Raw genomic sequence first — 12,177 nt, 5'->3', positions numbered from 1 at the left:
ATTTTGGCTTATTGCTGCAGTTTGTTACCGAATGCCAGGTCGCCGGCATCTCCCAGACCCGGAACAATGTAACCTTTGGCAGTCAGTTCATCGTCAATATCTCCGGCCCATATACTAAGGTTGTTGCCGGCATGTCTTTGCACATATTCAATTCCTATGGTACAGGCGATGGCTACTACCAGGTGTATATGTTTGGGTTTCCCTATTCCCTGCAGGTGTTCGATGGTTTTCACAAGGGAGGCTCCTGTGGCGAGCATAGGATCTGACAAGATCACTACCTGTCCTTCTATGGACGGGCTGGAAACATATTCCAGGCTAATTTCAAAAGAACCGTCATGCTTGTGTTTACGGTACGCTGAAATAAAGGCATGATCAGCTTTATCAAAATAGTGGAGCAATCCCTGATGTAATGCCAGGCCTGCCCTTAAAATAGTTGCCAGTACCGGTTGTTCTTTCAATACACGGCAATTGGCAATACCCAGGGAGGTCTGAACTTCTTTCTCCTCGTACTCCAATGTTTTGCTGATCTCGTAGGCGGCTATTTCTCCAACACGTTCCATATTACGTCTGAAGCGCATCCTGTCTGTCTGTATGTCCATGCTCCTTATCTCACTTAGCCATTCTCCTACCAGCGAATTGGTATTACTTAGATTAATTAACATGTGTGCAAAGTACACATTTTTCATTGTAGTGTTAAATGATTGGTCGTCAGAATCAGGCCGTATAAAGAAATTTTTATACGGCTCTGATTGCTAACTGTTTAAGGGGCTTACAAATGCCTTACGGCTATTATCTTTCTGATACTTTTTTATTCCTGGATAGCTATTCTTTTATAATCATCGCTTTCTTTACCAGCTGTATAAATTCTGCTCTGTACCCTTCAGGATCTTCTCCTTTGGCTTTCCCTGCCAGGGCTAATACCTGATCATAGGTGGCCTGTCCTTTGTATTCAGAATTCCGCAGCAATAATCCGAAGGCCGCAACGGCTGTGGCCATCTGGAAATCGGGCGCTGTAGCTGTTACCGGCTGATTCTTCCAGGGCAGTACCTGTGATAATAACTGGCTGCTGTTTGACTGTGGTTGTTTGTACCGGAGTTTCACAGTAAGCACTTCCGCCGTATTGCTTCCTATAATCTTTTGCTGCTGATATTTCAGGGGATCTACCCAACTGATCGCCTCCGCATTATTACCGGCTGCAATCACCTCATACAGGGCAGTAACGGTATGTCCGGCACCCATCTCCCCGGCATCTTTTTTATCATTGTTAAAATCCTCATTCTGTAATAAGCGGTTTTCATATCCTACCAGCCTGTATGCCTGTACATATTCAGGGTTAAACTCTATCTGTAATTTCACATCCTTCGCTACAGTATACAGGGTTCCGCCAAACTCTGTGACAAAGGTCCTGCGGGCTTCTTCGAAATTATCTATATAGGCATAGTTCCCGTTCCCCTTATCAGACAACAACTCCAGCTTACTATCCTTGTAATTGCCCATTCCAAAGCCTAATACAGAAAGGAAAATCCCTTTATCACGTTCTTTCTCAATAATATGCAGCAGGTCTCCGTCACTGGAAGGGCCTACGTTAAAATCTCCGTCCGTAGCAATGATCACCCTGTTATTACCTTCTGATTTAAAGTTGGCCGCGGCTGTACTATACGCCAGTTTGATCCCTTCTCCGCCTGCTGTGGAGCCGCCAGCTTCCAGGTGGTCCAGCACATCCAGAATGGTTTTTTTCTCCCCTCCTGAAGTAGAAGGCAATGCCAGTCCGGCTGCTCCTGCATATACAACGATCGCTACCCTGTCCTGGGGACGAAGTTGCTGCACCAGCGCTTTCATCGCCTGTTTTACCAGTGGCAGCTTGTTTTCATCTGCCATAGAACCGGATACATCTATCAGGAACACCAGGTTGGAAGGGGGAAGATTTTCTTTAGGGACATCTTTGGCTTTCAATGCAATACGTACCAGTTGATGAGAAGGTTCCCATGGGCAAATGGCCATATCAGCATAGATCGCTACCGGATCTTTTCCAGTTGGATTTTTATATTGATAATCAAAGTAATTGATCATTTCTTCTACACGCACCGCATCAGCAGGAGGGAGCTGACCGTTATTCAGAAAACGCCTGATATTGGTATAAGAGGCACGGTCTACATCAATAGAGAAGGTGCTGAGTGGCTGATCACTTACCGTATGAAAGTTGTTTTCATTGATAGCACTGTAGGTCTCTGTGTTATCTGCAGGTGGTGGGGCTGAATAGATTCCTGAATAGGAAGTTGATGGCGATACGACCACCCCGGAGGCTCTGCTCTGTAGTGCCTTTTTGGGACTGGCATAACCTGTTACCACCACCTCACTTAGCTCTTTCTCATTGGCCATTATCGTCTTTCTCTTCACATCTTTTATCCGCAAATCCCGTTTTGCCCGCGTTAATAGAATATTGACAGTATTATTCGTCAGTTGTGCAATAGCAGTTCCCTTTTCATACCCGGAATAAGTAACCTGTATGGTAACCGCGGCCGCCGGTGCCGTCAGTTTAAAAACACCTTTGGCATTACTTGTAGTCTGAATGGAACTGCCGGCAATACTGATCACAGCGCCCGCCAGCGGCGATTTGGTCGCGGAATCTGATACCGTTCCGGTAATGATACGCTGGGCCTGTGCGTTTAAGCTGATCAGTCCCACCAGCAACAGAAAAAGATATTTTTGCATAACGATTTGTTTTAATCTGCTACTATGATGCAGGGGTATTATCCGATTCCATAAAAGCAGGAAAAAAATATCTCCTACTTTTGCACAAATTTTAGTGGATGGTATATAATGTAATAGGGATCACCTCCGGGAACTCGCTGGACGGACTGGACCTCGTGTTTGCAGGGCTTACAGAAGTAAGGGGTAAATGGACGTATGAGATCAAAGCCGCTGAACGCAAGGCATATACAATAGAATGGGAAGAGAAACTTGGAGCTGCCGTAAGTCTCTCCGCCAGGGATTACCTGCTGTTACACAGTGAGTTCGGTCATTATATCGGCTATGCTGTGAAACAGTTCATCACAGATCATCAGCTGGATCACCAGGTGCATTTTATTGCTGCACATGGCCATACTGTATTCCATATGCCTTCACAGAAAATGACGGCCCAGTTGGGAGAAGGCGCTGCCATCGCTGCTGTAACAGGCTTGCCGGTAATCAGCGACCTGCGTGCTATGGACGTAGCCCTGGGAGGAAAAGGAGCGCCACTGGTGCCTGTCGCAGAACAGCTTCTGTTCCCGGATTACCGCTACCGCCTTAATCTTGGCGGAAATGCGACCATCTCCTCTATGGTGAATAACAATTTCATTGCATTCGATATCTGCCCCTGCAACTACATCCTGGATGCCCTGGCAGAAACCCTCGGTAAACCTTTCGATGAAGATGGTAAACTGGCAGCGGGTGGGGTTACCGATAATGCCCTCTTGGAATCCCTGAACGGGTTGTCCTATTACGGGCAGGATCATCCTAAAACACTGGCAGGTAAATTCGGTACAGGTACTGTATTACCGCTTATTCAGGGACATCAGCTTTCTACACAGGGGAAGCTAAACACGTATACCCATCATATTGCTACGCAGATAGCGAAAACCATTGCCAAGTTGCAAAGCGGATCAGAACAGGAACAAAAGTTATTACTGACAGGTGGTGGTGTGTTTAACAGTTTCCTGTTGCAGCACATTCGCGAACAGTTACAGCCTTATAATATTGAGATCATTACTCCTGATGAACAAACCATCACATTCAGAAATGCGCTGATGATGGCGTTACTGGGAACTTTACGCTGGAGGCAGGAGCCGAATGCATTGTCTTCCGTGACCGGTGCAGAAAAGGACAGTGTTGGCGGAGCATTATGGGCTATATAATCTGGATACAAAACATCTTCAATTTTTTTGTGATGGTGTTTCGCACCATCACAAAAAAATCAGATAACATTCGTAAAGCTAAAAGTATCTCCATCAAATAACCCAAGATCACTCAGTTTCAGATGTGGAATTACCAGCAATGCCATAAATGATAAGGTCATGAAAGGAGCGCCCAACTGGCTGCCTAAAGCCTTGGCCGCTGCATCCAGCTCACTGTACCTGGCTGCTACTTCATAACCGTCCAGGTTACTCATCAGGCCTGCTACCGGTAGCGGTAATACGCTGGCGACACCGTCACGTACCACACTTACACCACCACGTTCTGCTATCACGGCATTCACGGCAAGACTGATACTTACATCGTCCACACCTACTGCAATAATATTATGACTGTCATGCGCTACTGAAGAAGCAATCGCGCCATGTGAAAATCCAAAGTTGCGGATAAAGCCCAGTGCAACAGGTGCAGGATGATAACGGTTTACCACCGCCAGTTTCAACACATCCTTCTCCACAGAAGTACTGACCACACCATCCCGAACAGGTAATGTTTCCTGCAAACTATTGGTAATAAGCTGTCCGTCCAGCGCCTCTATTACTTTAACAGTAATGGTATCTCCACTGGCAGGAATCCAGAAATCAGAGGGGATACTTGGGATACAATCAAAGTTATTGATTACGGGAGCTACAATAGAATCTATCAGTGTAACACCTTTATCCGCCACTAAGGCTCCGTCAATATAGGTAGAGAGTATATTGAAGTAATTAAGATCATCGATGATGATAAAATCTGCAGGATCTCCCACGCGTAACAAACCGGCAGGGATCTTATAATGTAAGACCGGATTCACACAGGCCACACGCAATACTTTGAACAGATCAAGCTTTAATGCAAGCGCACGTTTCACCAGCACATTGATATGTCCTTCCACCAGGTTATCCGGATGTTTATCATCACTGCAAAACATCATCTTCTCATAATGCTCGTCCAGCAAAGGAATCAGCGCATCAAAGTTTCGGGCAGCACTTCCTTCACGGATCAGGATCTGCATGCCATACTGCAATTTGTCCTGCGCTTCTTCTGCTGTAAAACACTCATGGTCCGTACTGATACCAGCAGCGATATATTTTTGAGCATCTTTTCCCCGTAATCCTGGTGCATGGCCGTCTACGGGCTTTCCCGCTCGTTTGGCAGCTGCGATTTTAGCCATTACGTCCGGCTGTTCATGCAATACACCCGGGAAGTTCATCATCTCTGTTAAATAAAGCACTTCCGGTTTGGCCAACAATGCTTCCACATCAGCTACACTCACCGTAGCACCAGCCGTTTCAAACGTGGTGGCAGGTACACAGGACGGCGCTCCAAAGCAGAATTTGAAAGGGACTTCCTTCCCGTTCTTCAGCATGTATTCCACACCTTCCACACCCAGTACATTCGCTATTTCATGCGGGTCAGAGACTGTGGCTACAGTACCATGTACCACTGCCAGTCGTGCAAACTGCGAAGGCGTAAGCATGGAACTTTCCACATGCACATGCGCATCAACAAACCCTGGCAGCAAATACTGATCGTACACGTTTTCATTAGGTGTAATACTGCTGATACGTCCGTCAGTTACCTGTATGGTAGCCGGGTAAATGCTTTGCTGTAATATGTCTATCAGGTTACCTGATACCTCGAATGTTTTCATATGAGCGGGTATTAATAAAGTTCGAGCATTGCCTTTGCAGATGCTGCTATTTTATCTGCCAGCGATTGTGGCTGTAATATTTTCACATTCGCTCCATAGCTTAGTAAAAGCATCTGCAACTCATGATTGATAACTACATTCAGTGATATACGGCATTCTTTTTCATTATCTGATTCCACTTGCTGAGAAGGATGAACAGGCTGCGACTTGATATATTTCCCTTGTATGGGAGTGAATGCCAGCACTACTTTCTCCGGCTCTCCCAGCGGCACTGTAATACCTATTGCATGCTGGTAATAACTGGCATCATCAAAGTTCTTCTCATCAAATTTCTTATCCGTAGGCCATAAATCCACGATCCTGTCTAACGCAAATGTAAGCAGGGTCCCTCCTTTCGCTTTCTGACTTTTTCCTATCAGGTAAAAGCGCGACTGATACTCCCGTACATGATAAGGTTCTACCCAGTGTTCCTTGGGTTCTGTTCTGTCAAAGCTCTGATACGAGATACGGATCACTTCCAGTGCTTTGATCGCGTCTACTATCACCGGGATATGTGCCGCTCCTTTATACTGTGCCGCACGCGCAAATTTGATCAGTCCTTTATGTTCCATCACCTCACGGTTCTGTTTCAGGCTGGCCGCTATTTTCAGGATAGCATCCTCAAACTGCTGTATAACGGGCAGGCTGCGGAATTGTTCCAGGATACTGATCGCTATTTCAAGACCCTGCAGATCGGTTTCATCAATAGGAATACTGCTGATGGAGAAATTATCGTCGCCATAACGGTAAGTCCCGGAGCTGCGGTCATATAGAATGGGGGCATGATAGTTCAGCTCAGGATCATGCCGCATGTCCTGGATGTCTTTTTGAATAGTACGTACAGAAATGGTTGCATCCATTTTCCTGGATACATATTCAATAAGGTCTTCCAGGGTGGGTTTCTTTAAACGTTTATTGCGGAGCCGTTCATCTATCCAGCGATAACGTGAGACGGCATCCTTATTTTTCGGCATGGACAGTTATTATTTAGATGATAAAAATAGTTAAAATTCGCTACGCATATTCGCTGCGTTATGCCCATATACCTTTGAATTGTTATAAACGCCTAATCACTATGAACAAGGTAAATACAGCAACCGCACAGACATTCCAGGCTATATCAATAGGACAGATCATCCTGGATGATTCCAATTATTTAACATTCTGGGGCCACCTGCAAAAGGCTGATGGCTGGCACCGCTGCGACTTTGTAACCAGTTATGAAGTGCTGAACACCATGCTGCGCCATGTAAAAGACAGGAGCGATGCTGTACAGATGACTATCGTACAGAAGCTGGAAAACATGCGTCAGATCCCTGAAATGATTGATCTTGAAGCAGAACTGGGTTCAGCTATTGTGTTCGATAACATGAGTTTCCGCTTAACACGCCCTGGTTACCGCGAAGAAGGCAACTGGGTAGAATATACAAAAGGAGAGTGTTACTTCATCGAAGACGTATCTCCGTTAACCCCTCAGAAAACCAAACAATATGTAAAAAAGATCGATCACTGCATGGATGTGCTGTATCAAAGCTATGCCCTCTATCTCGGTTATATGGAGCTGGACTTTGAGGAAGATGCTGCCCGTCAGAAGGCCGATCTCACAGACGATCTTAAATACACCCTGGCATATTATGCCTGGAAAGAAAGAACAATTTAGGTCCATTTAACCATTAACCCCCTTGTTTCCCTTGCCTGTCAGTCTTTGACAGGTAAGGAAACAAGCACCTCAACACATCTGTTGAATGACCCTTTCCCTTATCTGGTTTTTTATTCGATAAATATTGTAAAGAGTTGATGATGTATTCCATTTGACCTGTGCCCTCCATCCATGTTAACCCTGACTATCCCCCCTGAAAACCCTGTACCCCGGCAGAGTTGGATCGCTTATATAATTAAGCATAATCCATAATGCGTTTATTTTGAATTGTTTGTTACACTCCATCCCTGTCTGTTCCCCCAGACAGGGACTTTTTTTACAAAAAAAAGAACTAAAGTCTATAATATTTGTAGGAATATCCTACTTTTGAAACGTAAAAAGATGTAATTATGAGCTTAAGATTAGGAGATACTGCGCCAAACTTTCAGGCGAAGACATCAATAGGAGATATAGATTTTTACGAGTATCTTGGCGATAGCTGGGGTGTATTATTTTCTCACCCTGCAGATTATACCCCTGTATGTACTACAGAATTGGGTAAAACGGCACAGCTGAAAGACGAATTTGCAAAACGTAATGTAAAGGTTCTTGCACTGAGTGTAGACTCATTGTCTAAACACGAAGGCTGGATCAAAGATATCAACGAAACACAGAACACAGACGTTACCTTCCCTATCATCGCGGATGAAGACAGGAAAGTATCTGACCTCTATGACATGATCCACCCAAATGCTTCTGAAACATTTACGGTAAGATCGTTGTTTATCATTGGACCGGATAAAAAGGTAAAGCTGATGATCACTTACCCGGCTTCTACAGGAAGAAACTTCCAGGAAGTATTACGTGTAATTGATTCCTTACAGCTGACTGCTAAATACAGTGTAGCTACCCCTGCAAACTGGCAGGATGGCGAAGATGTAATTGTAACCGCAGCAATTAAGACGGAAGATATTCCTGAAAAATTCCCTAAAGGTCACAAAATCATCAAGCCTTATCTCAGAACAACACCACAGCCGAACAAATAAGGCCGTGTACATAAGATATAACGTTTAAAACCTGCACCTAGGGGTGTCAGGTTTTTATTCATAAGAGTTTTTAATGGTTGGTTTTTGATTTTTACGAAACGGGGATTTCTCCCCGTTTTTCTTTTTTATAGCAATTAAAAAAAGCCATCCAGGATGATCCCGAATGGCTACACTAAATAATTATCAACTAATTAATCTTTTATAAGATAAGCTCAGAGCTTCTGCCACTGTTCTTCCGCAACTGGGTTACTACTGCCTGAATATCTTTCGCCAATGGCGCTTCAATAACATGCTTTTCTCCCTGCTGATCTGTAAACTGTAGCTGCCATGCATGCAGTCCCAGACGCTTTAACAGCGGACGTTCTTCCTCAGTTCTCTTACCTAATTTGTAGGTTTTCTTGATAGAAGATAAGAATACAGGAGCCTCAGTACCATATAATTCATCTACTGCTATCGGATGCCCCAGGTATTTCGCATGCACCCTGATCTGGTGCGTACGGCCGGTATGCAGATGAAACTTCACCAGGCTATACAACCCGAAAGATTCCAGTACTTCATAATCAGTATGAGATGCTTTCCCTTTGCTGTTAATCACCATCTTGCCCTTTTGAACAGGATGTTCCATAATAGCCTGTTCCACACTGCCGGTAGCAGGAGTCAGCTGGCCATTCACCAGTCCCAGGTAATATTTCTCTACATTCCTGGTCTCGAATAACTGGGAGTAGTACTTGTGAGATACTTCGTTTTTCGCAAACAAGATGATACCGCTGGTATCCTTATCAAGGCGGTGTACAGTGAATATTTCACCGTAGTGTTTTTTCAGCATTCCCTGCAGGGACGATAACTGGTTATCATGCCTGTCGGGTATTGTTAGTGTACCTGCCGGTTTGTTCAATACAACAAAGTCCGGTGTTTCTTTTATAATAATGTCGTTAATCCTCATAATTCGTAATAGATAGGCTGTTATTTAAAATGTTTCAGTAAGATGACTTCCTTTTCTGTCAGGAAACGCCATTTACCACGGTTAACATTCTTCTTGGTAAGACCAGCATACGTTACACGGTCCAGCTTCTCTACCTGGTATTCCAGGTGTTCAAATATGCGGCGTACAATACGGTTCTTACCGCTGTGGATCTCGATTCCAACTTCCTTCCGGTCATTAGTTTCCACATATCCCAGGGCATCTACCACTGCCACGCCATCTTCCAGTGTAACCCCTGCAACGATCTGATCAAAGTCAGCTTTGGTGAGTGGTTTATCCAGTCCTACGTGATATATTTTACGGATATTATGTTTAGGATGTGCCAGTTTCTGTGCCAGTTCACCATCGTTGGTTAACAGTAATAAACCGGAAGTATTACGGTCTAAACGTCCAACGGGGTATACTCTTTCATCTGTGGTAGCGTCCTGTACCAGTTCCATCACTGTTTTCCTGCCTTCAGGATCGTCGGTAGTGGTGATGTATCCTTTTGGTTTGTTCAGCAGGATGTATACCAGGTTCTTCTGGATATTGATACGTTTATTGCTGATCGCAACTTCGTCTTTAGGCGTTATTTTGGTAGCAGGTTCTGTGATGACGATACCGTTTACTGTAACCTTACCTTCTTTCACAAAATCTACCGCTTTACGACGGGAACAGAGTCCGGAATGCGCGATGTATTTATTCAGCGGCATTTCTCCGGGTGCATATTCTGTATTTTCTCCTTCTCCTTTCCTGGGGCGGTGTTTACCGAATTCCCGGGAAGAATCGTCCCTGCGGGATTTCCTGTCGTCAGCATCTCTGCGCGGTTTCCTGTCTTCTGAATCTTCTCTGCGGGGTCTTCTTTCTTCGGAGTCTCTTGGAGAATTATCTCTGCGTGGGCTTCTTTCACCAGCATCATCTCTGCGAGGCTTTCTCTCTTCGGAATCATCATCCCTGCGGGATTTCCTTGCATCAGTTTTACGCTCCTGTTTATCTGCAAAGCGGTCGTTTGCAGTATCGAAGAATTTCTTGCGGTTAAATCCGCTTGGAGTAGCGCGTTCTTCACGGGTATCCTTGCTGCGTGCGCCACCTGGACTGTGAAATGCGCTGTCGTCGTCTGTTTTAGGACGGGGTTTGAAAGGAGTTCTGCCATTGGCAGTTTTCTTTTCTGTTTTATTGGAGATACGGGGTCTGCGTTCGCCTTCACCTCTTGCTGGTTTCTCTGCTCTTTCGCTCTTACGTTCACCTCTTTCCGGTCTGTCTCCAAAACTTTTACGTTCTGTTCTTTCTCCACCAAAGCTCTTGCGCTCACCTCTTTCCGGTCTGTCGCCAAAGCTTTTACGCTCTGTTCTCTCAGCTTTCTCTCCACCGAAGCTATTACGCTCAGGTCTCTCCGCAAACTTGCTTGGTTTATTGCTTCTCTCTGTTTTAGGTCTGTCTTTACGTTCGCTATCACCTCTTTCTGGTCTTGCTTCTGTACGTTTCCTGTCAGACTTGTCCCAGAACTTGCCTTCAGCTCTTGGTGGTTTCTCTCCAAACTTACGGTCGGTCTTTTCTCTTTCAGGACGCTCAGGTCTTGTCCATTCACTCCGTTCAGGTCTTTCTGTCGCAGCACCATCTTCAGACTTTGTCTTACGTGGTCTGTACGCACCATTATTTGGCTTTGCAGCCTTTTTATTTGAACTGCTTTTGTTTTCTTTAAAAGGGGAAAAACCCTTCTTAGCAGACGTATTTTTCTTCATCAGATTAATTTTAAGTTATTCGCAAAGGAAACGGATCAGCCTTTATTGGCCAGTTGTCCGCAGGCAGCATCAATGTCTTTACCACGGCTCCGGCGCAGTCGTGCATTTACACGATGTTTGCCGAGATATTCCATAAAGGCATCTGCCACTTCCTCGTCCGGTTTCTGGAACTTCGCGTGTGAGATGGGATTGTATTCGATAATGTTAATGAGATCAGCAGGAACCTGACGGTAGATCTTTATCAGCTCGTCCGCATCTTTCAGGGAATCATTGAAATCCTTGAAAAGGATATATTCGAATGATATCTGGTTCTGTGTGCATTTGTAGAAGTAGTTCAGCGCCTCTATGAGTACCTGTAAGTTATTGGTATCATTGATAGGCATGATCTCACTACGTTTTGCATCATTCGCAGCGTGCAGCGACAGCGCCAGATTAAACTTCACCTGATCATCTCCCAGCTGACGGATCATTTTGGATACGCCTGCAGTAGATACGGTGATACGTTTAGGAGACATACCCAGCCCATCAGGAGAAGTAATGCGTTCAATGGATTGCAGTACATTCCTGTAGTTAAGGAGGGGTTCGCCCATACCCATATACACGATGTTAGTGAGTTTTTTGCCGCTGGATTCCAGTGCCTGCTTATTCAGCCAGGCCACTTCATCAAAAATTTCGTCGAAGTCCAGATTGCGTTTGCGGTCCATATACCCGGTAGCGCAGAATTTGCAGCTGAGGCTGCAACCTACCTGGGAAGAAACACAGGCAGTTTGCCTGGTATCTGTAGGGATGAGTACACCTTCCACAAGATGACCGTCATGTAACTTAAAGCGGTTTTTGATGGTACCATCTGCACTGTTCTGTGTAGCATCCACTGTCACTGCCGGTAGTGTAAAATGCTCTTCCAGTTTGTTGCGGAGATCTTTAGAGAGGTTGGTCATCGCGGCGAAGCTGGTAGCATGTTTCAGCCAAAGCCACTCGTAGACCTGTTTTGCTCGGAATGGCTTCTCTTCAATTGACCCGAAGTATTCCTGTAATGCCGGTAAATTAAGATGCCGGATGTTTGTTTTACCCAATTTGTTTGACCTTTAAATGAGATAATGTCTGCCTTACGGCAGTCGATATGAGCGACAAAGGTAAGGTTTTTTTAGTCGATGGACTTTTTA

The 12,177-nt window shown here is 45.0% G+C and carries 10 protein-coding genes; 3 read left to right on the top strand and 7 right to left on the bottom strand.

Going from position 1 to position 12,177, the window contains the following annotated elements; all coding sequences use genetic code 11:
* Nucleotides 1-8: 8 nt before the first annotated feature.
* Nucleotides 9-662 carry a uracil phosphoribosyltransferase gene (upp, locus tag GO495_RS24120; RefSeq protein WP_157302511.1) on the bottom strand — a complete coding sequence of 218 codons (654 nt, stop codon included), beginning with the start codon at nucleotides 660-662 and terminating at the stop codon, nucleotides 9-11.
* A gap of 160 nt (nucleotides 663-822) precedes the next feature.
* On the bottom strand, nucleotides 823-2,712 hold the full coding sequence (locus GO495_RS24115; RefSeq protein ID WP_157302510.1) for a YfbK domain-containing protein: 1,890 nt from the start codon (nucleotides 2,710-2,712) through the stop codon (nucleotides 823-825).
* Between the two features lie 98 nt (nucleotides 2,713-2,810).
* Between GO495_RS24115 and GO495_RS24110 the strand changes: the two genes are divergently transcribed.
* Nucleotides 2,811-3,896, top strand: coding sequence for an anhydro-N-acetylmuramic acid kinase (locus tag GO495_RS24110; protein WP_157302509.1), 1,086 nt, complete (start codon nucleotides 2,811-2,813; stop codon nucleotides 3,894-3,896).
* A gap of 59 nt (nucleotides 3,897-3,955) precedes the next feature.
* Here GO495_RS24110 and ade read toward each other — a convergent pair whose 3' ends face one another.
* Together ade and GO495_RS24100 are read right to left on the bottom strand one after the other, a co-directional pair.
* Nucleotides 3,956-5,587, bottom strand: coding sequence for an adenine deaminase (gene ade, locus GO495_RS24105; protein WP_157302508.1), 1,632 nt, complete (start codon nucleotides 5,585-5,587; stop codon nucleotides 3,956-3,958).
* Nucleotides 5,588-5,598: 11 nt separating this feature from the next.
* Nucleotides 5,599-6,600, bottom strand: a complete 1,002-nt coding sequence (locus GO495_RS24100; RefSeq protein WP_157302507.1) for a helix-turn-helix transcriptional regulator — start codon at nucleotides 6,598-6,600, stop codon at nucleotides 5,599-5,601.
* Nucleotides 6,601-6,701: 101 nt separating this feature from the next.
* Here GO495_RS24100 and GO495_RS24095 point away from each other — a divergent pair, with 101 nt between their 5' ends.
* Together GO495_RS24095 and GO495_RS24090 are read left to right on the top strand one after the other, a co-directional pair.
* Nucleotides 6,702-7,286, top strand: coding sequence for a hypothetical protein (locus GO495_RS24095; protein ID WP_157302506.1), 585 nt, complete (start codon nucleotides 6,702-6,704; stop codon nucleotides 7,284-7,286).
* A 389-nt stretch (nucleotides 7,287-7,675) separates the two neighbouring features.
* Nucleotides 7,676-8,311, top strand: coding sequence for a peroxiredoxin (locus tag GO495_RS24090; protein ID WP_157302505.1), 636 nt, complete (start codon nucleotides 7,676-7,678; stop codon nucleotides 8,309-8,311).
* A gap of 199 nt (nucleotides 8,312-8,510) precedes the next feature.
* On the opposite strand, the gene GO495_RS24085 is transcribed toward GO495_RS24090, so the two are convergent.
* The 3 genes from GO495_RS24085 to rlmN are packed head-to-tail and all read right to left on the bottom strand — an operon-like array spanning nucleotide 8,511 to nucleotide 12,087.
* Nucleotides 8,511-9,254, bottom strand: coding sequence for an RluA family pseudouridine synthase (locus GO495_RS24085; RefSeq protein WP_157302504.1), 744 nt, complete (start codon nucleotides 9,252-9,254; stop codon nucleotides 8,511-8,513).
* A gap of 20 nt (nucleotides 9,255-9,274) precedes the next feature.
* Nucleotides 9,275-11,014, bottom strand: coding sequence for a pseudouridine synthase (locus tag GO495_RS32255; RefSeq protein WP_157302503.1), 1,740 nt, complete (start codon nucleotides 11,012-11,014; stop codon nucleotides 9,275-9,277).
* A 35-nt stretch (nucleotides 11,015-11,049) separates the two neighbouring features.
* Nucleotides 11,050-12,087 carry a dual-specificity RNA methyltransferase RlmN gene (rlmN, locus tag GO495_RS24075; RefSeq protein WP_157302502.1) on the bottom strand — a complete coding sequence of 346 codons (1,038 nt, stop codon included), beginning with the start codon at nucleotides 12,085-12,087 and terminating at the stop codon, nucleotides 11,050-11,052.
* Between the last annotated feature and the right edge of the window lie 90 nt (nucleotides 12,088-12,177).

Source organism: Chitinophaga oryziterrae (assembly GCF_009758125.1).
Classification (GTDB): Bacteria; Bacteroidota; Bacteroidia; order Chitinophagales; family Chitinophagaceae; genus Chitinophaga; species Chitinophaga oryziterrae.
The sequence above is the reverse complement of the archived record's forward strand: the minus strand, read 5'-3'. Positions and strand labels throughout refer to the sequence as shown.